General features: G+C 66.7%; 22 protein-coding genes. 21 read left to right on the top strand and 1 reads right to left on the bottom strand.

Features of this window, described 5'->3' with window-relative positions; genetic code table 11:
• Positions 1-396: 396 nt before the first annotated feature.
• The 20 genes from HMPREF3167_RS09905 to HMPREF3167_RS02305 all read left to right on the top strand — a co-directional run bounded on the left by HMPREF3167_RS09905 (position 397) and on the right by HMPREF3167_RS02305 (position 18,907).
• Positions 397-2,127 carry a tetratricopeptide repeat protein gene (locus HMPREF3167_RS09905; protein ID WP_210382956.1) on the top strand — a complete coding sequence of 577 codons (1,731 nt, stop codon included), beginning with the start codon at positions 397-399 and terminating at the stop codon, positions 2,125-2,127.
• A complete protein-coding gene (locus tag HMPREF3167_RS02390; protein ID WP_070445267.1) occupies positions 2,124-3,146 on the top strand; it encodes an HAD-IIA family hydrolase in 1,023 nt (340 codons plus the stop codon). Before HMPREF3167_RS09905 ends, HMPREF3167_RS02390 begins: the two co-directional genes overlap by 4 nt.
• Complete coding sequence (locus HMPREF3167_RS09785) at positions 3,146-3,286, top strand: hypothetical protein (protein ID WP_160326857.1); 141 nt, start codon at positions 3,146-3,148, stop codon at positions 3,284-3,286. Before HMPREF3167_RS02390 ends, HMPREF3167_RS09785 begins: the two co-directional genes overlap by 1 nt.
• On the top strand, positions 3,287-4,120 hold the full coding sequence (locus tag HMPREF3167_RS02385) for a TlyA family RNA methyltransferase (RefSeq protein ID WP_062612670.1): 834 nt from the start codon (positions 3,287-3,289) through the stop codon (positions 4,118-4,120). It abuts the gene before it with no gap.
• A complete protein-coding gene (locus HMPREF3167_RS02380) occupies positions 4,117-4,959 on the top strand; it encodes an NAD kinase (RefSeq protein ID WP_062612668.1) in 843 nt (280 codons plus the stop codon). Before HMPREF3167_RS02385 ends, HMPREF3167_RS02380 begins: the two co-directional genes overlap by 4 nt.
• Positions 4,956-6,650 (top strand): DNA repair protein RecN, encoded by a 1,695-nt coding sequence (gene recN, locus HMPREF3167_RS02375; RefSeq protein ID WP_070445263.1) that lies wholly within the window; start codon positions 4,956-4,958, stop codon positions 6,648-6,650. Before HMPREF3167_RS02380 ends, recN begins: the two co-directional genes overlap by 4 nt.
• A 7-nt stretch (positions 6,651-6,657) precedes the next feature.
• Positions 6,658-7,833, top strand: coding sequence for a putative cytokinetic ring protein SteA (steA, locus tag HMPREF3167_RS02370; RefSeq protein WP_062612664.1), 1,176 nt, complete (start codon positions 6,658-6,660; stop codon positions 7,831-7,833).
• A gap of 9 nt (positions 7,834-7,842) precedes the next feature.
• On the top strand, positions 7,843-8,895 hold the full coding sequence (locus HMPREF3167_RS02365) for a copper transporter (RefSeq protein ID WP_070445260.1): 1,053 nt from the start codon (positions 7,843-7,845) through the stop codon (positions 8,893-8,895).
• A complete protein-coding gene (locus HMPREF3167_RS02360; protein ID WP_083200647.1) occupies positions 8,892-9,692 on the top strand; it encodes a hypothetical protein in 801 nt (266 codons plus the stop codon). Before HMPREF3167_RS02365 ends, HMPREF3167_RS02360 begins: the two co-directional genes overlap by 4 nt.
• Positions 9,689-11,242 (top strand): murein biosynthesis integral membrane protein MurJ, encoded by a 1,554-nt coding sequence (gene murJ / locus HMPREF3167_RS02355; protein WP_070445259.1) that lies wholly within the window; start codon positions 9,689-9,691, stop codon positions 11,240-11,242. Before HMPREF3167_RS02360 ends, murJ begins: the two co-directional genes overlap by 4 nt.
• Positions 11,243-11,251: 9 nt before the next feature.
• Positions 11,252-11,890 (top strand): NUDIX domain-containing protein, encoded by a 639-nt coding sequence (locus HMPREF3167_RS02350; protein ID WP_062612658.1) that lies wholly within the window; start codon positions 11,252-11,254, stop codon positions 11,888-11,890.
• 170 nt (positions 11,891-12,060) lie between these two features.
• Positions 12,061-12,798, top strand: a complete 738-nt coding sequence (locus tag HMPREF3167_RS02345) for a helix-turn-helix transcriptional regulator (RefSeq protein ID WP_236698635.1) — start codon at positions 12,061-12,063, stop codon at positions 12,796-12,798.
• Positions 12,798-14,237 (top strand): Fe-S cluster assembly protein SufB, encoded by a 1,440-nt coding sequence (sufB, locus tag HMPREF3167_RS02340; protein ID WP_068539260.1) that lies wholly within the window; start codon positions 12,798-12,800, stop codon positions 14,235-14,237. Before HMPREF3167_RS02345 ends, sufB begins: the two co-directional genes overlap by 1 nt.
• A complete protein-coding gene (gene sufD / locus HMPREF3167_RS02335; protein ID WP_062612652.1) occupies positions 14,237-15,370 on the top strand; it encodes a Fe-S cluster assembly protein SufD in 1,134 nt (377 codons plus the stop codon). Before sufB ends, sufD begins: the two co-directional genes overlap by 1 nt.
• Complete coding sequence (locus HMPREF3167_RS02330; protein ID WP_062612650.1) at positions 15,367-15,675, top strand: Rieske (2Fe-2S) protein; 309 nt, start codon at positions 15,367-15,369, stop codon at positions 15,673-15,675. The genes sufD and HMPREF3167_RS02330 overlap by 4 nt, the downstream gene beginning before the upstream one ends.
• Before the next feature lie 32 nt (positions 15,676-15,707).
• Complete coding sequence (gene sufC, locus HMPREF3167_RS02325) at positions 15,708-16,457, top strand: Fe-S cluster assembly ATPase SufC (protein ID WP_062612649.1); 750 nt, start codon at positions 15,708-15,710, stop codon at positions 16,455-16,457.
• Positions 16,457-17,770, top strand: a complete 1,314-nt coding sequence (locus HMPREF3167_RS02320) for a cysteine desulfurase (RefSeq protein ID WP_062612647.1) — start codon at positions 16,457-16,459, stop codon at positions 17,768-17,770. The genes sufC and HMPREF3167_RS02320 overlap by 1 nt, the downstream gene beginning before the upstream one ends.
• A gap of 4 nt (positions 17,771-17,774) precedes the next feature.
• The gene (gene sufU, locus HMPREF3167_RS02315; protein WP_062612645.1) at positions 17,775-18,215 is read left to right on the top strand and encodes a Fe-S cluster assembly sulfur transfer protein SufU; all 441 of its coding nucleotides are present in this window, start codon (positions 17,775-17,777) and stop codon (positions 18,213-18,215) included.
• A gap of 15 nt (positions 18,216-18,230) precedes the next feature.
• Positions 18,231-18,554, top strand: coding sequence for a metal-sulfur cluster assembly factor (locus tag HMPREF3167_RS02310; RefSeq protein ID WP_062612643.1), 324 nt, complete (start codon positions 18,231-18,233; stop codon positions 18,552-18,554).
• Positions 18,551-18,907, top strand: a complete 357-nt coding sequence (locus HMPREF3167_RS02305) for a rhodanese-like domain-containing protein (protein ID WP_062612641.1) — start codon at positions 18,551-18,553, stop codon at positions 18,905-18,907. The genes HMPREF3167_RS02310 and HMPREF3167_RS02305 overlap by 4 nt, the downstream gene beginning before the upstream one ends.
• A gap of 5 nt (positions 18,908-18,912) precedes the next feature.
• On the opposite strand, the gene HMPREF3167_RS02300 is transcribed toward HMPREF3167_RS02305, so the two are convergent.
• Entirely contained in the window at positions 18,913-19,791 is an 879-nt protein-coding gene (locus HMPREF3167_RS02300; RefSeq protein ID WP_070445256.1) for a KPN_02809 family neutral zinc metallopeptidase, read from the bottom strand.
• A gap of 96 nt (positions 19,792-19,887) precedes the next feature.
• On the opposite strand from HMPREF3167_RS02300, the gene HMPREF3167_RS02295 reads away from it, so the two are divergent.
• Complete coding sequence (locus tag HMPREF3167_RS02295) at positions 19,888-21,504, top strand: ABC-F family ATP-binding cassette domain-containing protein (protein ID WP_070445253.1); 1,617 nt, start codon at positions 19,888-19,890, stop codon at positions 21,502-21,504.
• Positions 21,505-21,508: the final 4 nt, after the last annotated feature.

The following is a 21,508-nucleotide window of genomic DNA, read 5'->3' as shown; positions in this document are numbered from 1 at the left end:
GAGTAGGACACCGCCGTCACCAAACTTGATAGGGGGGGTCTGGTCATAATTGTCCAGGCCCCCTCTCCTTTTTCATACCCCGAGCCCGACGCAACTCGTGAGTATATCGGGCTACTTTTTTCTAATCGGGTCTGGCAGGTGCCAGAGTCACGAGTTGTATCGCGAAGTGGTTTGCGCTGGGCAGGATGCTTCTGGTGGTCGTCACGGCGCGGCGGAGGGCTCAAGCTTGACCGTCCGAAGCGGCGCCGTGTACGCTGCCGCACCCGCCGAGCGTCTGATCTACCGTGCAGCCGGTGTCATGCGTCTTACAGCGATCGATCGGATTCGCAGGCGCTATCTCCGGTAGGCTAGAAGCGTTGAATGCTGTTGTTTGAAAACTTAAACCGTGAGGAATCTATGTCTCAATACGATAACTCCGACAACTCCCAGCGTGGCGAGCGCCGTTCCTCTGGGTGGAACTCGGCCTCGAAGCGTTCCGGAGGTCGGCAAGGCTTTAGGTCGGATCGTGACCGTCAGGGCTCGTGGAACCGCGACCGTAATGATCGCAATGATCGGCGTGGTTCGTGGGATCGCGACGACCGCCAGGGGCGGCGCGATGATCGTGGTAATTGGAATCGCGACCGTAACGACCGCCGCGAGGGTAACTGGTACCGCGACCGCAGCGAGCGTCGTAACTGGGACCGAGATGACCGCGGTAGCAAACGTGGCAACTGGAGCCGCAATGACGACCGCAATGATCGTTGGGGTTCCTGGGATCGCAATGAGCGCTCCGAGCGCCGTAAGGATCGTCGTCCTTCCTACCGTGATGATCGGCGTGATGATCGTGGCAAATGGAACCGAGACCGTAACGACCGTCGTGATGGTAATTGGAGTCGGGATCGCAATGACCGCCGTGATGATCGACGGGGTAATTGGAATCGTGACCGGAACGATCGCAATGACCGCCGTGGGTCCTGGGATCGCGACGGCCGCCGGCACGGCAACTGGAATCGTGAACGAGACGAGCGCCGTGAGAAGCGTTTCGACGAGGCTGGCAATCAGGAGCAGGTCCGCCGCAATGTCGAGCAGGACAGGCTTGAGATCCCTGAATCCATCACGGCGGACGCGCTCGATGCCGGTGCACGCAAGCAGCTACGCTCGCTCAACAAGGACAACGCCGAGCGCGTTGCCCGCCACCTGGTTTACGCCGGCGAGATGCTTGATATCGACCCGGAGATCGCCTATGAGCACGCACGTGCCGCCTACAAGAGCGCGGCTCGCATCGATGTTGTGCGCGAGGCACTCGGCCTTACGGCCTACGCTACCGGGCGCTACTCGGAAGCGCTGCGCGAGCTACGGACCTACCGTCGCATGAGCGACGATTACACGCACGTTCCCCTTGAGGCCGATTCCGAGCGTGGCCTGGGCCGACCCGAGAAGGCGCTGCGCTTCATCGAGGGCATCCCGCTGCAGCGCCTTAAGGCGGAGGGACAGATCGAGTTGGCGCTGGTGACGTCCGGCGCGCGTGCGGAGACCGGAAACTCTGAGGGCGGCCTGTCCGTCCTGGAGAAAATCATCGTGGAGAATCTGCCGGAGGAGCTTGCCGCGCGCGTCCAGCTGATCAAGGCCGACCGCCTTGAGGAGCTCGGCCGCGCGGACGAGGCCGAGGAGCTGCGCGCCACCTGGGCGCCGATTTACGAGGGCGAGGGTGGCGACATCATGGTTGACCTCGACGACGTGCTTGACGATGTCGAGCCGGTCGCCGGAGCTGACACCACCTCGGATTCCTCCGATGAGGCTGAGTCCGCCGATGTGGAGGATCCTGAGGCCGATGAGGACTCGGAGCTCTCAGAGGCCCTCGAGGTTAACGATGCGACCGACTTCGAGGCCGAGCTTGAGGAGGAACTCGCCCAGGAGCTAGCCGACGAGCTGGAGGATAACGCCGACGAGGTCGTGAGCGATGAGCTGGTCGATCCTGAGCTCGCACCTGTTGAGGCCGACGTCGTTGAGCCTGAGGCGCCCGCGGAAGAAGCCGAAGCGGAGGCAGAAGCGGACGAAGAGTTCGTCCAGGACGACCTTTTCGGTGACGCCCTTGACGTCGCGCTCGAGGAGGACCAGGAATTGGATCTGAATGAGGAGGACGCATGAGTCTGGGAAATACTGACAAGCCGCTGATTGACGCATTCGACTACCTGTTCCTCGACCTGGACGGGGTGTGCTACCGTGGCACGCTCCCGGTAGAGAACGCGGCGGCGAGCCTCGCGCAGGCGCGTGCCAAGGGCGTGGGCCAGGCGTTCATTACGAACAACTCGATGGCATCCCCACCGTCGGTCTCGAAGAAGCTTGAGGCCGTGGGGATCGAGGCGGCAGACGAGGAGATCTACACGAGCTCACGCACGGGCGTCGCCCAGCTGCTCGAGCACGTGGCGCCCGGTTCGAAGGTGCTGCCGCTCGGCACTGAGGGCCTCTTCTACGAGCTGGAGCGCACGGACCTGCAGGTGGTGGAGTCGGCCGACGATCAGCCCGACGCGGTGATCCAGGGCCTGTCGAAGGACCTGTCGTGGCGTGAGCTGTCCGAGGCCGCGCTGGCGATCCGGGCCGGCGCGCTGTACGTGGCCACCAACCTAGATGCGACGTTGCCGCTTGAGCGCGGGCAGTACCTGGGGTGTGGGTCGATGGTGGCGGCGGTCATCCATGCCACCGGGGTCCAGCCGCTGAGCTCGGGCAAGCCCGCACCGGACATGTACCGCCTGGCGATGAAGGAGACGGCGGCGGCCAACCCGCTGTGCGTGGGCGATCGCCTCAACACCGACATCGCGGGCGCGAACGCGGGCGGCCTGCCGTCCTTGCACGTACTTACGGGCGTGAGCCAGGCGCGCGACATCATGCTCGCCATCGACTCCGAGCGCCCCACCTACCTGGCGATCGACATGTCGGACCTGAGCGAGCCGGCCCCGGCCGTCGTCGCCGAGGGCGAGGACTTCGTGTGCCGCGGGGCATGGGCGCGCCTGGAGGCCGGCCGTCTGGTGATCAACGACGCCGATGCCGCGGCCACCGTCACGCTCGACGAGTACCGGGCGGCGGTGGCGGCCGTGTGGCACGCGATCGACGAGGGCACGCCGCGCGAGGAGCTGGCGTGGCTGCCGGAGCTGAAGGTCGTGCGCTGATGAGTACCCCGATGCCGCAGCGCATCAACGTGGCCCAAACCCTCGAGGCGCTCCCTAGCAAGGAGCGCGAGGAGCAGATCGCGGACCTGGAGAAGATTCACCAGGAGCTGACGATCCGGCTGAATCGGGCGCAGGCGTAGATGGCCAAGCTCATTCGGGTGGACGCCGAGTTGGTCCGCCGCAAGCTGGCGCGTTCGCGCTCGGAGGCGGCGGACCTCATCCATGCCGGCAGGGTGTATCTCGACGGGATGGAGGTGACGAAACCGGCCCGACAGATGGACCCGGCGTTGCCGCTCGTGGTCAAGGAGGGCGAGCGGGACGATTACGCCTCGCGCGGTGCCTACAAGCTCATCGGCGCGCTCGACTACCTGGGCGCGGACGCGCCACGGGTGAAGGGGGTGCGTGCGCTGGATGCTGGCGCCTCGACGGGCGGTTTCACTGACGTGCTACTGCGCCGCGGGGCGAGTGAGGTGCTCGCTGTCGACGTCGGCTACGGCCAGTTGCTGTGGCGGCTGCGGGAGGATCCGCGCGTCGTGGTGATGGAGCGGACGAACGTGCGCACGCTCCAACCCGAGGACGTGGCGCCGGCGCCGGACCTGGTGGTGGGGGACCTGTCGTTCATTTCGCTCACCCTGGTCATTCCGGCGCTTGCCCGCTGTGCGAGTGATACGGCGGACTTCCTGCTCATGGTCAAGCCGCAGTTTGAGATCGGCAAGGAACGCCTGGGCGCGGGCGGGGTGGTGCGCGACCCGGCCCATCATGTCGAAACGGTACTCAATGTGGCGCGCTCGGGGCGCGAGTCGGGCTTGGCGGTATGCGCGGTGGCGCCCTCCCCGCTACCCGGGCCGGCGGGGAATGTAGAATACTTCTTGCACATGAAAGCCGGTGGGACCGACCTGGGTGATCGGCTCGAGGCGGCCATCGAGGACGCGGTGGCCTCGGGGCCGGCCGGCGCGCGTTGGGAGGGCCAGTGAGTGTTTGCGTAGGAGTCGTCACGCACGAGCGCCGGGACGAGGCGCGCCACGAGGCGCGGGTCGCGCGTGACCGGCTCGCCGCCGCGGGCGCCGACTCTTTCTGGGTGGACGAGGACCTGGATCGCCTTCCCGACGCCGACCTCCTGCTCGTCATCGGCGGGGACGGCACGATCCTGCGGGCCGCCGAGCTGGCCCGCCCGTACGAGACACCGATCCTCGGCATCAACTTTGGCCACGTCGGCTTCCTCGCGGAGGAGGACCCGGAGGCCTTTGACCTGGTGGTCCAGGCGGTGGTGGCGCGCAAGTGGACGGTTGACTCCCGCCTCACGATCGACGTCACGGTCACCTTCCCCGACGGCTCCACGAAGACCGACTGGGCGCTGAACGAGGCCTCGGTGGAGAAGGGCCCGCACATGCGCATGATCGAGGCCGACATCGGGGTGGACCGCCGCGGGCTGTCCTCGTTCAAGGCCGACGCCGTGCTCCTGTCCACGCCCACGGGCTCCACCGCCTACAATTTCTCCGCCGGCGGCCCGATCGTGTGGCCGGACGTGGAGGCGCTCCTACTCACCCCGATCGCGGCCCACGCGCTCTTCGCCCGGCCACTGGTGGTGTCGAAGGAGTCGACGCTCGAGGTCTACATCCGCTCCGATAACGCCGTGGTGTGGTTTGACGGGCGGCGTAACATCGAGGCGCCGGAGGGCTCGCTCATCACGGCCGTCAAGGGCGGCCACCCCGTGCGGCTCGCCCGCCTCAACGATTCGCCCTTCTCCGGGCGGCTGGTGCGCAAGTTCCACCTTCCGGTTGAGGGCTGGCGCCGACCAAAGGATGAGGCGTGATCGACGAACTGCGTATCTCGAATCTGGGCGTCATCGAGTCCGCCCACGTTGATCTTTCGCGCGGGATGACCGCGATTACGGGCGAGACGGGCGCGGGCAAGACCATGGCGCTGACCTCGCTCGGCCTGCTCATGGGAGCCAAGGCCGAGCCTCACCGGGTGCGCCAGGGCGCCACGGCTGCGAGCGTCGAGGCCACCTTCGTGGTCCGCGCCGACTCGCCGGTGGTGGAGCTGGTGGAAAACGCGGGTGGCGTCGTCGACGTCGAGGGCGACGAGGCGGCCGTGATCTTGGCGCGGAACGTGCCGGCGAAGGGACGGTCGCGCGCGTATGCGGGTGGGCAGTCGGTGCCGGTCAAGCTGCTTGAGCAGATCGCCGAGCATCTCATCACCGTCCACGGCCAGGCCGACCAGCTCAAGTTGCGTTCGGAGGCCCAGCAGCGCCACGCGCTCGACGCGTTCGGCGGGCAGAAGCTCGCCGCGGCCCGCGCAGGCTACGAGGCGGCGTGGGCGGCCTCGCGGGAGAGCGAGGAGCTGCTAGCGGACTTCAAGGCGGACATGCGCCAGGCGGCCGCCGAGCGGCTGGCGCTGGAGGCGTTGGTCAAGCGGGTGGATGCCGTCGAGCCGCGCGCCGGCGAGGAGGACGAGCTCAAGGCCCGCGCGCTCGTGCTCGAGAACGTTGAGGACCTGCGTTCGGCGATGGCGGGCTCGATCGCGGCGCTGTCCGGTTCCGACGACGCCGGGGCGCTCGGCGCGATCGACGCCGCGGCCGAGCTGCTGGCGCAGGTTCGCGACGCCGACGCTGAATTGGGCGCCCTATCGGATCAGCTGCGCGAGGTCTCGTTGCTGGCCTCGGACGTGACGAACGCGCTCGGCGTGAAGCTGTCGGGGCTGGACGCCGACCCGGAGGAGCTCGACTCCATCCACGCCCGGCGCGCCGAGCTGCGCTCCCTCCAGCGTGACCTCGGGATGACGGTCGAGGAGATCCTGGCCGAGCGCGGCGCGGCCGACGCCAAGCTCGCCCAGCTCGCGGCGCCCGAGGAGCACCTGGTACAGCTCGAGGAGCAGGTGCGCGCGGCACACAAGACGCTCATGGACGCCGGTCGCAAGCTCCGGGCCGCCCGCCGCACCGCGGGCGAGAAACTCGGGGCCATGGTCACGGCCGAGCTGCACGATCTGGCCATGAAAGACGCCACATTTAGCGTTGCGGTTGAGCCGCGAGAGGAGCCGGCGCGCCACGGCATCGATTCGGTGAGCTTCCTCCTGCGCGCCCACCGCGGAGCCCCGGACCTGCCGCTCAGCGTGGCCGCCTCGGGCGGCGAGGTCTCGCGCATCATGCTTGCCCTCGAAGTCACCCTCAATGCCGACCCGCGCCCCGACCACACCTTCATCTTCGATGAGGTGGACGCTGGAATCGGCGGAAAGACGGCGCTTTCGGTGGGTGAGCGCCTGGCGAAGGTGGGACGTGCCAGCCAGGTCCTTACCGTCACCCACCTGGCACAGGTGGCGGCGTACGCGAACCACCATGTCGTGGTCGCGAAGAAGAGCGAGGGCGTGACGACCTCCACGGACGTCGTGGTGGTCGAGGGCGAGGAGCGGGTGTCGGAACTGGCGCGAATGCTGTCCGGGCACGCCGAATCGGAGGTGGCGCGCACGCACGCGGCTGAGCTCATTTCGGGTGCTGTTGTGTCATGATGAAGGCATGATGTTTAAGCGTCGTCGTGTCGAGGAGATCGCAACGGGGGAGCTCACGGGAGTCGCCCGGGTCGATTCGCGCACGAAGAATCTAGTCAAACGCCTGCGCCCAGGCGAGATCGCGGTGATCGACCATGAGGATATCGATCGCGTGGCCGCCGAGGGCCTGGTGGAAAAGCAGCCGGCCGCGGTGCTGAACGCCGCCAAGTCCACCTCGGGCCGCTACCCCAACATGGGCCCGCAGATTTTGCACGACGCCGGCATCTGGGTGATCGATAACCTGGGTTCGGGGATCATGGACATCCACGAGGGCCACTCGCTACGCATTACGCCCGAGGGTGAGGTTTACCGCGGTACCACGCTTATCAGCCACGGCGACGTGCAGACCCAGGAGACCATCGACGCGAACCAAACCACGGCCCGGGCTGGGATGACCGTGCAGCTCAAGGCGTTCGCGAACAACACGATGGAGTACCTGGAAAAGGAACAGAGCCTCATCCTGGACGGCGCGGGAATGCCGGCCGTGCGCACACAGTTTGAGGGGCGCCACGTGCTGATCGTGGTGCGCGGGCACGATTACAAGGAAGACCTGCGCACGCTGCGCCCCTACATTCGCGAGTACCGCCCGATTATCGTGGGCGTGGACGGCGGCGCCGACGCCGTGCTCGAGGCCGGATACAAGCTCGATATGGTGATTGGCGACATGGATTCGGTGTCGGATGAGGCGATCCGCTCGGGCGCCGAGGTCGTGGTGCACGCCTACCGCGACGGGAACGCGCCGGGGGAGAAGCGCGTGGAGGACCTGGGCGTGGAGCACGTGATCTTCCCGGCGGCCGGCACGTCGGAGGATATCGCGATGCTGCTGGCCGACGGCAAGGGCGCCAGCATGCTGGTTGCCGTGGGCACGCACTCGAATCTCATGGACTTCCTGGACAAGGGCAGGCGGGGCATGGCTTCGACGTTCCTGACCCGTCTTCAGGTCGGTTCGAAGCTGGTTGACGCGCGCGGCGTGAGCCGGCTCTACAGGTCGCGCATCTCGAATTGGCAGATCGCGTTGCTAATCATCGCCGGGGTGGCCGGCGTGGTCGCGGCGGTGTCCGCCACGGAGCTGGGGCGGATCGCGTTCGACCTGAGTAACGTGTGGTGGTCTGATCTGATCATCTGGATCAAGAATCTATTTTAGGGTCTCATCGTGGTTGATTTTAGGTATCACTTAGTTTCGCTCATCTCCGTCTTCTTCGCCCTCGCGATCGGGATCATCCTGGGAGCAGGGCCGTTGCAGAACTCGATCGGCAACGTGCTGCAGGGCCAGGTGGCTGACCTGCGCGTGACGAACGAGAACCTCAAGCAGGAAAACGCGGACCTCGCCCAGGCCATCGACTCCCAGGACCAGGCATTCAATGAGATCGCGCCGAGCCTGGTGGAGGGCACGCTGACGGGCCGCACTGTGGCGATCGTCGTACTACCGGGCGTGGTGGAGGCCGATGTGAGCGCGGCGCGCGCCAAGCTTGAGCTCGCGGGCGCCAAGGTGACCGGCCAGGCGAGTGTGACGGAGGCATGGACGGCGGCGTCGACGACGTCGTTCCGCTCCACCTTCTCCGACCAGATCCGCTCCTACGTGCCGGGCGTGGCCGACGACGCCGATACAAACCTGGTGCTTGCGCAGGCGCTCAACGCGCTCGTGCGCGAGGGGGCCGCCAAGCACGACACGTTGGCCGGTCTCATGACGGGCACGGACACGCCGATGCTTGCGATTGACGGCCTGGGGGAGGCCGCTGACGCGGTGCTCGTCTTCGCGCCCGACGTCGACATGCCCGCCGACGCCGACGCCGACGCGGTGGCCCAGCAGCAGTACACCACCCAGACGTGGAGCGCGCTCGTCACCGAGCTCGGCACGCGCGGGCCTGCCGCGGTGGCGGGCGCGGCGAACTCGGACACGGACGTGGTGAAGGTGTTGCGCGAGGCCGGGGCGCCGGTGTCGACGATCGACTCGCCTGACACCGTGGTCGGCCAGATCAACGCGGCGATCGCGGTGGCGAACGAACTTCGAGACCAGCTGGTCCACCTTGGCCTCGACGCGGGCGCCCAGGCGATCATGGGAGCTCGCACGGAGGCCCCCGCCCAGGCGGCGCCTGCCGAACCTGCTGAGCCTGCCGAGGAGCCCGCGGCAGAGCCAAGCGAGGATTCGCAGCCTGCCGAGGAGCCCGCTGATGCGGGGGAGTCGGACGAAGCCGATAACGCATGATGGGTGTGGCCGGCGCGATAGCCGGTAGTGTCGTGGCGCGCCACGGGCTGGCGAGGCGGCTGCCGGGCTGGGAGCGGACGAACTTCGCCGGACGGAAGGTGTCGCTGACGGGCGGTCTGGAGACGGCGGCCGGCCTGCTGGCGGGCACGCTGGTGGCCGCGCTGCCCTGTCCCGTGACGGGGATGCGGGCGGGTGCGCGGCAGTCGACAGCTACGCTTGTTGCCACGCTCGCCGCGGCCGGCGCGGGCTACATCGATGACCATCTGGAGGATCGCTTTCCCGCCCAAGGCAAGGGTTTTCACGGGCACCTGGGCGCGCTGAAAGAGGGTAAGCTGACTTCGGGCCTGCTGAAGATTGCGGCGATCGGCGCGGGCGCGCTGGGCGCGGGGGCCCTTACGGGCACGCACTCGGGGGAGAAGGCGCTGGATGCCGCCCTCATCGCGCTCAGTGCCAACTTCATCAATCTGCTCGATTTGCGCCCGGGCCGCGCCCGCAAGGTTGCCTCACTTGCAGCCTGCGCCGCCCTTCCGGCCACGCCGTTGGCGCAGGTCTCACTTGGGGCCGCGCAGGCGGGCATCCGTGAGGACCTGCTGGGGAAGAAGATGCTCGGTGACCTGGGCGCCAACGCGATCGGCGCGCACCTCGGCGTGGCACTCACCGCGTTGCCGATGCGGAGCAAGTGCGCGGCCGTTGCCGGGCTCATCGCGCTGACCGCGGCCTCGGAAAAGGTCTCCTTCTCGGCTGTCATCGAGAACACGCCGGTGCTACGCGAGTTCGATAACCTGGGCCGGGCATGATGCGCTCGGGGCGGGCACTTGCCGGGGCGGCCGGGCTGGTGGCCGCCCTCACGCTTTTCTCGCGCGTCTTCGGCCTGCTGCGCAAGCTCTCCCAATCGTGGGCCCTGTCCGATTCCGCCATCGCCACCGCCTACGACACGGCAAACACCGTGCCGAACGTGCTGTTCGAAGTGGCTGCCGGCGGCGCGCTGGCCGGCGCAGTCATCCCCATCCTGTCCCGCTTCGTCACGCGCGGGGACAAGCGGTTGGTGGGGCAGACCGCCTCCGCGCTCGCCACGTGGATTTTGAGCGTGGGCACGGGCGTTGCGGTCGTCGTGGCGCTCCTCGCTGGCCCGCTCACCGCCCTGCTCCTGCCCCAGGCCGACCCGGCCACCCAGCACCTGGCCGCGCTCTTGCTACGTGTGTTCGCCGTCCAGGTGCCGCTCTACGGGCTGTCGGTGGTGGCCACGGGCGTGCTCCACAGCCACGACCGCTTTTTCTGGCCCGCGCTCTCCCCGCTCCTGTCCTCGCTGTCGGTTACCGCGATGTTCCTGCTCTACGCCACCCGGGTGCCGGCCTTCGCCGACCCCGGGGAGCTCACGGGCGCCGACGTCGCCCTGCTGGCCTGGGGGACGACGCTCGGGGTGGTGCTTTTCTCCCTGCCCCAGCTCGCGGTGGCAGGGCGGTACGTGCGCCTGCGGCCAACCTTCACGTTCCCGTCGGGTGTGGGACGCGAGACTCTGCGCCTCGGGGCGGCCGGCCTCGGGGCGCTCGCCGCCCAGCAGATCGCCATCATCGCGATCATGCTCAGCGCCAACCACTCGGGTGATTCGGGCACGTACGCCGCCTTCAACTACGCCTACGCCATCTTCATGGTGCCTTATGCCGTGCTGGCCGTTCCCATCGCCACCGTCACCTTCCCCCGGATCTCGGCCGCGATGGGGGATCAGCTGCAGCGGCTGGTGGCCCAGTCCACGCGCTTGGTGCTCGCCATGGGGATCGTCTGCGCGGCCCTTCTCATCGTGCTTGCGCGGCCGGCGAAGATCGTGCTCGAGGTGGGGCGCGACATCGCAGGGCTCGATGCCGCCATGCGGTCGATGGCCGTGGGCCTCATCGGCTTTTCGCTGCTCTACCACGGCGTTCGGGTGCTCTACGCGCGTGGAGAGGCGCGCCGTGTCATCCTCGCCAACTCGGTGGGCTGGGGCGCCGTGGTGGTCTGCCTCGCGATCATGCACGCGGCCGGGATGGGCGGACGCACGGGAATGCTCACCGGGATCGGGATCGCCATGTCAGTGGGGCTGACGGTCGGCGGCGTGGCGGTGCTCGCCATGATCCGGGCCTCGCTCGGCCCTCAGGCCCTCGCCGGGATTGCCCGCTCCCTGCTCCTTGCCCCGGTCGTGGCCCTCGCAGGAGCGGGTGCCTGGGCACTCGTCGAGTGGGTCCTCGCCGGGAGCAGCTCGATACCTGCGGCGCTGGGCGCGGCGTGCGCGGGCGGCGTCGTGATCATTGGAGCCTCCGCCGCGGCCCTGTACGCCACCGACCGCCAGGCGCTCGCCAGCCTCACGCGCTAGGCTGGAAGAGTGAAACCTGAACTGCGCGATATTCCCGCCCCGGGCCACGTCCGCCTCACCGACCGTGTGGAGCGCTTCCGCGGCCCGATTTTCACCATCTTTGACGACGAGATCGAGTTCGCGGCCGGCGACCGGGCGCGCCGGCAGTGGATGAATCACGACGACGCCGTGGCGATTGTCGCGCTACGCCCCTCGGAGTCGCCGGGGGAGGACTGGGACGTGCTCCTCATTCGCCAGTACCGCCACGCGCCGCGGCGTATCATGTGGGAAATCCCCGCGGGCCTGCGGGATGCGGAGGGGGAGGCCGAGGTGCTGACGGCCGCCCGCGAGCTGCAGGAGGAGACGGATTACGTGGCCACCTCCTGGTACCGCGTGATCAACTTCGTCACCTCGCCCGGGGTGTCGGATGAGGACCTGGGGGTGTTCCTCGCCTTCGACCTCACCCACCGGCCCTCGCCGTCCTTTACGCGACGAGAGGAGGAGGCCGAGATCGTGGTCGAGTGGTTCGGGCTGAATGCGGTCACGAACGCCGTGCTACGCCAGGAGCTGTCCAGCCCCAGCCTGGTGGCGGGCATACTCGCCGCGAACGTCTCCCTCAGCCGCGGTCTCAAGGCCGACGACGAGGTTCGCCTCCCGCTGACGAACTAGCGCTCCGACGCCCCGAGGCGCGCGCCCGCTCTCGCATGAGGGCGGCTACTTGGCGCCTTCTTCGCGCACTGCGAATGTGAATATGTACGGTGTCGCTGCCCGCGGGTCGACTTGAGATTTCACATTAAAGCAACGATCATGTTTCTTAATGGCGCAAGGAGGTGAAGCGAGTGAATGACCAAGGAACGTACGGGCAGATTCTGCGTCTGATCGTCGAACGCGGGCCGATTACCGCCGGGGAACTTGCCAAGATCCTCGTCCTCACCCCCGCGGCCGTGCGTCGCCACATCGGAGTGCTCGTGGAGGACCGCTTCATCGAAGAATACGACGCCCCGGTGCGCGCTCACGCCCGGCGCGGCCGCCCGTCGCGCAAGTACGTCGCAACCGCCGAGGGTCAGAGCCAGCTTGGCCAGGGATATTCCGACCTGGCAGGTAACGCGCTCGAGTTCGTCCGCAACGCCATGGGCGAAGAGGGCCTGGAGGCCTTCATTCAGGCGCGCGCCGAATCGCTCGTCAAGCGCTACGGGCCGATCCTCGACGCCGCCGGCACCACCCCAGCTGTCCGCGCTGCCGCGCTCACTGACGCCCTCAACCGCGACGGGTACGTGGCCACCCTGCGCCGCGGCGGGCCGAACGCGCTGGCCATCCAGATCTGCCAGGGCCACTGCCCAATCCACGAGAGCGCCGAGGACTACCCGCTCTTGTGCGAGGCAGAAACCGAGGCCTTCGCGCGCCTCCTCGACGTCCCGATTCAACGACTGTCCACCATCGCCGCGGGCGGGCACGTGTGCACCACGAATATCCCGCTCGGGCTACCCAAGAATTTGCGAACTCGTTCGCGATCGTCGCGCTCTACGGAACGCGCAACAACTACACCGCCCCACGGCGGCGTCTCGGAAGGAAACTGATGACCCAAACCGCACCGGGTACAAACGAGGGTTTGACCCAGGAAGAAACGATTGCCTCCATTGGCAATTACCAGTACGGGTGGCATGACAAGGATCCGGCAGCTGAGTCCGCTCAGCGCGGCCTGAACGAAGATGTCGTGCGCAACATTTCCGCGCTGAAGAACGAGCCGGAATGGATGCTGAACAAGCGCCTGCGTGCGCTGAAGATGTTCGAGCGTCGGCCCATGCCCACCTGGGGTGCCGACCTGACCGGCATCGATTTCGACCAGATCAAGTACTTCGTGCGCTCCACGGAGAAGACCGCCACCACCTGGGAGGACCTCCCGGAGGACATCAAGCGCACCTACGACCGCCTGGGCATCCCGGAGGCTGAGAAGCAGCGCCTGGTGGCCGGCGTCGCCGCCCAGTACGAGTCCGAGGTGGTCTACCACAAGATCCGCGAGGACCTCGAAGAGCAGGGCGTCATCTTCCTGGACACCGACACGGGCTTGAGGGAATACCCGGAGATCTTCGAAGAATACTTCGGCACCGCGATCCCGCTGGGCGATAACAAGTTCGCCTCCCTCAACTCGGCCGTGTGGTCGGGCGGCTCGTTCGTTTACGTCCCCAAGGGAGTCCACGTTGAGATCCCGCTCCAGGCCTACTTCCGCATCAACACGGAGAACATGGGCCAGTTCGAGCGCACGCTCATCATCGCCGACGAGGGCTCCTCGGTCCACTACGTGGAGGGGTGTACCGCCCCGATCTACAAGTCGGACTCGCTGCACTCCGCCGTCGTTGAAATCTTCGTCAAGAAGGACGCGCGCGTGCGCTACACGACCATCCAGAACTGGTCGAACAACGTCTACAACCTCGTCACGAAGCGCGCGATGGTCGAGCAGGGCGGCACCATGGAGTGGATCGATGGCAACATCGGTTCGAAGGTGACGATGAAATACCCGGCTGTCTACCTCATGGGCGAGCAGGCGCGCGGCGAGACCCTCTCGATCGCGTTCGCCGGCGAGGGCCAGCACCAGGACACCGGTTCGAAGATGGTGCACAACGCACCGAATACGCACAGTTCGATCGTGTCGAAGTCCGTGGCGCGCAGCGGCGGGCGCTCCTCCTACCGCGGCCTGGTCCAGGTTAACGAGAACGCGCGCCACTCGAAGTCGAACGTGCTCTGTGACGCGCTGCTGGTCGACCAGATCTCGCGTTCGGACACCTACCCGTACGTGGACGTGCGTACCGACGACGTGGAGATGGGCCACGAGGCCACCGTGTCGAAGGTGTCGGCCGATCAGCTGTTCTACCTTATGAGCCGCGGAATCGAGGAGACAGAGGCGATGGCGATGATCGTGCGCGGCTTCGTCGAGCCGATCGCCCGCGAACTCCCGATGGAATACGCGCTCGAACTTAACCGCCTTATTGCTCTTCAGATGGAAGGATCCGTTGGCTGATGACTACCATTCAACCCGCAGCGTCTCGAGCGGAGCGTTTGCTCTCCTTTAACCTGGGGGACTTCCCGGTCCCGCAGGGCACGGAGGAGGAGTGGCGCTTCACCCCGCTCGAGCGCATGGAGGACTTCTTCGCCGACGAGGTCTCCGGCGAGCTCCCGGCCATCAGTGCCTCCGAGCCGTCGTTGCTGGAGAAGGTGACGCACGACGACGACCGCCTCGGCCGCATCATGCCCCCGGAGGACCGCGTGGCCGCCCTCGCCTGGAACAGCTCGAAAGATGCCTACGTCCTCACCCTTCCGAAGGATACGAAGCTGGAGCGCGAGGTCGTGGTGACCATCAACGGCTCCGGTTTGAAGGACGTGTCGGCCCTCCACTTGCTCATCGATGCCCAGCCGTTTTCCGAGGCCACTGTTGTGGTCAACCACGTCGGCTCGGCGCGGCTCGCCGAAGGTATCGAGATCGACGTCGAGTCCGGCGCGCACCTGACCTTCGTCACGATCCAGGATTGGGACGACGACGCCGTCCACACCTCCTCCAATCGCGCCCACGTGGCCCGGGATGGCAACCTCAAGCACATCGTGGTTTCGCTCGGCGGCGACCTGGTGCGCACCACCACGTCGGTGGACTTCGGGGGCGAAAACGGCGAGGTCAACCTGCTGGGCGCCTACTTCGTGGACGCCGGCCAGCACATCGAAAACCGCCTGCTCGTGGACCACAACCAGCCCAACTGCAAGTCGAACGCCACCTACAAGGGCGCGCTGCAGGGCGATGACGCGCACTCGGTGTGGATCGGCGACGTGCTGATCCAGCCCAACGCCGAGGGCACGGACACCTATGAGCTCAACCGCAACCTGGTCCTTACCGAGGGCGCGCGCGCCGACTCCGTGCCGAACCTGGAGATCGAGACGGGCGAGATCGAGGGCGCCGGCCACGCCTCTGCCACCGGCCGCTTCGACGATGAGCAGCTGTTCTACCTGCGCTCGCGCGGCATCCCGGAGGATCAGGCGCGCCGGCTGGTAGTGCGCGGTTTCTTCGCCGAGCTCATCAACCAGATCGGCGTGGAGTCGGTGCAGTCCAAGCTCATGGAGTCCATTGAGAAGGAACTCGACATCGTGCTGGAGCTTGCCGAATGAGCGAACGGCCAATCTGCTCCGTGTCGGATGTGGCACCCGGAACCGTGGAGGGATTCACCATGGATGGCAAGGACATCGCGGTGATCCACACGGAGGCCGGGCGCTGGTTCGCCATGGATGATCAGTGCTCGCACGGGCGTTTCAAGCTCTCCCTGGGCGAGGTCTTCGATGACGAAATCGAATGCACCCGTCATGGCGCGGCTTTCAGTGTGGAAACTGGCGAGCCGCTCTCCCCACCGGCCACCGTGCCGATCCAGACCTATCCGGTGCGGGTGGACGGCGAAAGCGTCCTCCTCACGCTGTAACTATTGATCCTCAAGAGAAAAGAAGAAAACTCGTGTCTACTCTCGAAATTAAGAACCTGCACGTGTCCGTTGAGACCGCCGAGGGCCCCAAGCCGATCCTCAAGGGCGTTGACCTGACGATCGAGCACGGCGCGATCCACGCCATCATGGGCCCGAACGGTTCCGGCAAGTCTACGCTCGCCTACGCGATCGCGGGCCACCCGAGCTACACCATCACCGAGGGCGAGATCCTCCTCGATGGGGAGAACATCGTTGAGCTCACCGCCGACGAGCGCGCCAAGGCTGGCCTGTTCCTCGCCATGCAGTACCCGGTGGAGGTGCCGGGCGTGACCGTCACGAACTTCCTGCGTTCGGCCAAGACCGCGATCGACGGCGAGGCCCCCAAGCTGCGCCAGTGGGTCAAGGAGCTGGATGAGGCGATGGTGAACTTCAAGGTGGAGAAGGAGTGGGCCGGCCGCGACGTCAATGTCGGCTTCTCGGGCGGTGAGAAGAAGCGCCTTGAGGTTCTCCAGATGGAGATGCTCAAGCCGAAGTTCGCCGTCCTGGACGAGACCGACTCGGGCCTCGACATCGACGCGCTGCGCCTCGTGTCCGAGGGCGTCAACCGTGTCCATGCCACCAACGGCAACGGCATCATGCTCATCACCCACTACACCCGCATCCTGCGCTACATCAAGCCCGATCACGTGCACGTGTTCGTGGACGGCCGCGTGGCGCTCTCGGGCGGCCCCGAGCTCGCCGATCAGCTTGAGGCCGAGGGTTACGAGCGTTTCGAGAAGTAATGCACTCTGTTGCTCCGCGAGAGGATTTCCCCGTCCTGCAACGTCGTATGCAGGGCGGGGAGGCCCTCGTTTATCTTGATTCTGGCGCCACGTCGCAAAAGCCGCAGGTGGTGATCGACGCCGTCGACCGCCAGGAGCTGCACCACAACGGCGCGGTTAAGCGCGGATCCCACCAGCTGGCCGCCGAGTCCACGGAGGCCTACGAAGGGGCCCGCGCGTCGGTGGCGCGCTTTGTCGGCGCCGATACGGATGAGATCGTGTGGACGAAAAACTCCACCGAGGCCCTCAACCTCGTTGCCTACGCGTTCGACGACATCTCACGCGGGCGTGGGGAGTCCGTGATTCGCGGCGGGCGCAAGCACGCGGAGAAGCTGCGTCGGGCCCAGGAACGGATGACGCTGCGGGAGGGCGACAACATCGTCATCACCCGCGCCGAGCACCACGCCAACCTCATCCCGTGGCAGGAGCTGTGCCTGCGCACCGGTGCCGAACTGCGCTGGTTCGAGCTGACGGAGGACGGGCGGATCGACGTCGACCGCGGGATTGCCGACGGGATCGTCGATGAGCGCACGAAGGTAGTTGCCTACGCCCACGTGGCCAACGTGACCGGCGTCGTCGCGCCCGTGGCGCGGATCGTGGAACTGGCGCGGGGCGTGGGCGCGGTCGTCGTCATGGACGCGTGCCAGTCGGTGCCGCACATGCCGGTGGACTTCCACGCACTCGATGTGGACTTCGCCGTCTTTTCCGGGCACAAGATGCTCGGCCCCACCGGCATCGGCGCGCTCTACGGGCGCAAGGAGCTGCTCGAGGCGCTCCCGCCGTTCCTCACGGGCGGGTCGATGGTGGAGATCGTGACCATGGACAAGACCACGTTCGCGATGCCGCCGGCGCGCTTCGAGGCTGGCACGCAGCCGGTTGCGCAGGCCGTGGGCATGGGAGTGGCCGCCGACTACCTCATGAATATCGGGATGGACAGGGTCGAGGAGCACGAGGCCGCCCTCACGGCCCGCGCGCTCGAGGGGATGGCGAAGATCCCGGGCGTGCGCGTGCTTGGCCCCACCGACGCCGGCGACCGGCTCGGTATCGTCAGCTTCGACGTCGACGGCGTCCACCCGCACGACGTCGGCCAGGTGCTCGACTCGAAGGGCATCGCGATCCGGGTGGGCCACCACTGCGCCCAGCCCGTCCACGCCCACTTCGGAGTTCACGCCTCCAGCCGCGCGTCGTTCGGGCCCTACAACACGGCGGAAGAAGTCGACGTGTTCCTCGAGGTACTTTCCGGTGTACGCTCGTTCTTTGGACTAAAGGATTGAGGCGATGAACGAACTCGAACAGATGTACCAGGAGATCATTCTCGACGCCGCGCGCGAACGCCACGGCGAAGGGAGCCTGACCGACCCGGCGGGGGAATCCTTCCAGGTCAACCCCACGTGTGGCGACCAGGTCACCATGCAGGTCAACATCGAGGACGGCAAGATCGCCCTGGCCTGGGACGGGCACGGGTGCTCGATCTCGCAGGCGTCAATCTCGATCATGGCCGAGCTCGTGGACGGCAAGACGGTGGAGGAATTCGACCTGCTCTACCACACCTTCCGCCACATGATGGACCAGCAGGGCGGGGCGATCTCGGACGAGGACGCCGACCTGCTCGAGGACGCCTCGGCCTTCCAAGGCGTGTCCAAGTTCCCCATGCGAATCAAATGCGCGCTGCTGGGATGGATGGCATTGCGCGACGCAACGGACCAGGCCCTCGAGTAGGGCCAAGAATAGGAGATGGCAGTGACTCAGACACCACCGAACGTCGCAGACATCGAAGAAGCGTTACGCGACGTCATCGACCCCGAATTGGGCATCAACATTGTTGACCTCGGCCTGCTGTACGGCGTCACGCTCGATGGCAACACCGCGATCGCGGACATGACCCTTACCTCAGCCGCATGCCCGCTCACTGACGTCATTGAGGAGCAGGCGCGCCAGGCGGTGGCCGGGCTCGTGGATGACCTTCGGATCAACTGGGTGTGGCTCCCGCCGTGGGGCCCGGAGCGCATCACCGACGACGGGCGCGACCAGCTGCGAGCCCTAGGCTTCAACGTATGAGACGCGTCGCGGCTCTTGCCGCTCTCATGTTGAGCCTGAGCGCCTGCTCGTCCAATTCGCCGATCACCTCGGAGGAGTTTTCGGGCGACGCCGTGGTGATCGACGTACGCACCCTCGAGGAGTACGACGCCGGCCACCTGGATGGCGCCCTCCACCTCGATTGGAATTCCGGGGAATTCGCGTCGGGGATCGCGGAGCTCGATAAGGACGAGCAGTACCTGCTCTACTGCCGCTCGGGCAACCGCGCCGGGCAGGCCAAGGCCCACATGGAGGAGCAAGGATTCACCGACGTGGTCAACCTTGGCTCACTCGAAGAGGCCGCCGAGGCGACCGGGATCTCGATCGTCAAGTAGACGCTTTACGGATGTGCGACGCTCCAGGTCTCGCACGTTTCGTATGTGCCCCCGTTGATACCGCGGGTGAGCCACTCCATGCGCTTCTCGGCAGAGCCGTGGGAGAAGTTGTCCGGGTTGGCCTGCAGGCCCGCGTTTTCGTAGATCCGGTCATCGCCCACGGCCTGGGCGGCGTTCAGCGCGGCACGCAACTCCTCCTGGGTGGGCTGCTTCATGAACGTATTGCCGTTGGCATCGGTGGTGGTGGCGGCGTTGTGGATCCAGGCGCCCGCCAGGCAGTCGGCCTGCAGCTCGGAGCGGACCATAGAGGAGTCCTCGCCACTGGAGCGATGATCGATCTTGTTCAAGTCGCCCGTCAGCAGCTGCATGTGGTGGCCGTATTCGTGGGCAAGGATGTAAAGCTGGGCCAGCGGGGCGTTGTCCGCGCCAAGGCTTTCGAGCTGGTCGAAGAACGTGACGTCGATGTAGATCGTCTGATCGCCCGGGCAGTAGAAGGGCCCGGTTTGCGATGATCCCGCGCCGCACGCGGTGGAGACCTGGCCGGAGAAGAGGTTGAGCGAGGCCGGGCGGTAGCGGATACCCAGCTCCTCGGGGGTCTGGCGGCCCCAGAAGTCGTCGATGGAGTTCTTCCCGCCCACCATGCGGCACTCCACGTACTTGTTGGCGTCTGCGCCCGTTTGGCACATCTGCTCCAGGCTTGCCGACGTGTCTTCGCTCTGGACGGGTGCCTGGTAGGACTGGCCGAAATCGGGCAGGGTGCCGGTGAGGAGGAAGTAGATGACCACTCCCACCAGGCCAAAGCCTCCGATTCCGCCAACTGCGGCGCCGCGTCGGCCCCTGCTCACCCCGGACGTGTTGAGCTGAGCGTTGTCATTGAAGGTCATGCCAGGCCCCTTTCGTGTTCTTTGCCACGAGTCTATCCTGCCCATCCGACAAGTACTGACTCGGGCGCGCAAGCCCGCTCCCGTTAGACTGGGGTAATGATTCAGGGACTCAACGTTCACATGCGCATCGGCGAGCGCGTCCTCCTCAACGAGGTCTCCCTCAACGTCGCCCGCGGCAAGCGGATCGGGCTGGTGGGGCGAAATGGCGCCGGAAAGACCACGCTGCTGCGCCTGCTGGCTGGCGAGGAGGCGAGTTCCGACGTCGTCGAACGCGGGGGAGCGATCCACCGGCGCGGCAAGGTCGGCTACCTGCCCCAGGACACCCGCGAGGGGGACCTTACGCAGATCGCGCGCGAACGGATCCTGTCGGTGCGCGGGATTGAGAAGATGATCGCCCGGATCAACCGTGCCGAGCGCGAGATGTCCACCCTCACCGGCCCCAAGCAGCAAAAGGCGATGGAACGCTACGTGCGCCTGGACGCGGAGTTCACCGCCGCCGGGGGATGGGCCGCCAACTCGGAGGCCGCCCGCATCACCGCCGCCCTCGGGCTTCCCGACCGCGTGCTCGACCAGCCGCTCGAGACCCTCTCGGGCGGCCAGCGCCGGCGCGTCGAGCTCGCCCGCGTGCTGTTTTCCGACGCCGAGACCCTGCTGCTCGACGAGCCGACCAACCACCTCGACCATGATTCCATCTTATGGCTGCGCGACTGGCTCAAGGCCTATAGTGGCGGCTACGTCATCGTCTCCCACCACGTCCAGCTGCTGCAGGAGACGGTGAACACGGTGTGGTACCTGGACGCGAACCGCTCCACGCTCGACATCTACAACATGGGCTGGGACAAGTATGTGCTCCAGCGCGAGACGGACGAGAAGCGCCGGCGTCGTGAACGGCAAAACGCGCAGAAGAAGGCCGCGGCCCTCATGGCCCAGGCCGACAAGATGCGCTACAAGGCCACGAAGGCCGTGGCGGCGCAGAACATGGAAAAGCGCGCCGAGCGCATGCTCGAGGGCCTGGAGGCCGAGCGCGCGGCGGAGAAGGTGGCGAACCTGCGCTTCCCCACGCCAGCGCCGTGCGGGAAGACCCCGCTGCGCGGCGAGGGGCTGAGCAAGTCCTACGGCTCGCTCGAGGTGTTCGCGGGCGTGGACCTCGCGATCGACCGCGGCTCGCGCGTGGTGATCCTCGGCCTCAACGGCGCCGGCAAGACCACGCTGCTGCGCCTGCTCGCCCGGGTCGAGCAACCCGACACAGGCGAGGTCCAGGACGGCCACGGCCTCAAGCTCGGCTACTACGCCCAAGAACACGAGTTCATCGACACCGGCGCCAGCGTGTACGAGAACATGCGCCGCGCCGCGCCCACCGAGTTCACGGACACGGACGTGCGCACGGTGCTCGGCTCCTTCCTCTTCTCCGGAGAGGACGCCGACAAGCCCGCCGGCGTCCTCTCCGGCGGCGAGAAGACGCGCCTGGCCCTCGCCACGATCGTGGCCAGCGGCGCCAACGTCTTGCTCCTCGACGAGCCGACCAATAACCTCGACCCGGCCTCCCGGGAGAAGATCCTCGACGCGCTGCGCAAGTACGAGGGCGCGGTCGTGCTCGTCACCCACGACGAGGGCGCCGTCAGCGCGCTCGAACCCGAGCGCGTGCTCCTCCTGCCCGACGGGGATGAGGACCTGTGGTCTGATGACTACATCGACCTCATCTCCTTGGCTTAGGCTG

This window comes from Trueperella sp. HMSC08B05 (assembly GCF_001808405.1).
Lineage (GTDB): Bacteria > Actinomycetota > Actinomycetes > Actinomycetales > Actinomycetaceae > Trueperella > Trueperella bernardiae.
The sequence above is the reverse complement of the archived record's forward strand: the minus strand, read 5'-3'. Positions and strand labels throughout refer to the sequence as shown.

Coding starts and splice junctions, on each gene's coding strand:
- HMPREF3167_RS09905 (WP_210382956.1), top strand. CDS start 397: ATGTCTCAATACGATAACTCCGACAACTCCCAGCGTGGCGAGCGCCGT.
- HMPREF3167_RS02390 (WP_070445267.1), top strand. CDS start 2,124: ATGAGTCTGGGAAATACTGACAAGCCGCTGATTGACGCATTCGACTAC.
- HMPREF3167_RS09785 (WP_160326857.1), top strand. CDS start 3,146: ATGAGTACCCCGATGCCGCAGCGCATCAACGTGGCCCAAACCCTCGAG.
- HMPREF3167_RS02385 (WP_062612670.1), top strand. CDS start 3,287: ATGGCCAAGCTCATTCGGGTGGACGCCGAGTTGGTCCGCCGCAAGCTG.
- steA (WP_062612664.1), top strand. CDS start 6,658: ATGATGTTTAAGCGTCGTCGTGTCGAGGAGATCGCAACGGGGGAGCTC.
- HMPREF3167_RS02360 (WP_083200647.1), top strand. CDS start 8,892: ATGATGGGTGTGGCCGGCGCGATAGCCGGTAGTGTCGTGGCGCGCCAC.
- murJ (WP_070445259.1), top strand. CDS start 9,689: ATGATGCGCTCGGGGCGGGCACTTGCCGGGGCGGCCGGGCTGGTGGCC.
- sufB (WP_068539260.1), top strand. CDS start 12,798: ATGACCCAAACCGCACCGGGTACAAACGAGGGTTTGACCCAGGAAGAA.
- sufD (WP_062612652.1), top strand. CDS start 14,237: ATGACTACCATTCAACCCGCAGCGTCTCGAGCGGAGCGTTTGCTCTCC.
- HMPREF3167_RS02330 (WP_062612650.1), top strand. CDS start 15,367: ATGAGCGAACGGCCAATCTGCTCCGTGTCGGATGTGGCACCCGGAACC.
- HMPREF3167_RS02320 (WP_062612647.1), top strand. CDS start 16,457: ATGCACTCTGTTGCTCCGCGAGAGGATTTCCCCGTCCTGCAACGTCGT.
- sufU (WP_062612645.1), top strand. CDS start 17,775: ATGAACGAACTCGAACAGATGTACCAGGAGATCATTCTCGACGCCGCG.
- HMPREF3167_RS02310 (WP_062612643.1), top strand. CDS start 18,231: ATGGCAGTGACTCAGACACCACCGAACGTCGCAGACATCGAAGAAGCG.
- HMPREF3167_RS02305 (WP_062612641.1), top strand. CDS start 18,551: ATGAGACGCGTCGCGGCTCTTGCCGCTCTCATGTTGAGCCTGAGCGCC.
- HMPREF3167_RS02300 (WP_070445256.1), bottom strand. CDS start 19,791: ATGACCTTCAATGACAACGCTCAGCTCAACACGTCCGGGGTGAGCAGG.
- HMPREF3167_RS02295 (WP_070445253.1), top strand. CDS start 19,888: ATGATTCAGGGACTCAACGTTCACATGCGCATCGGCGAGCGCGTCCTC.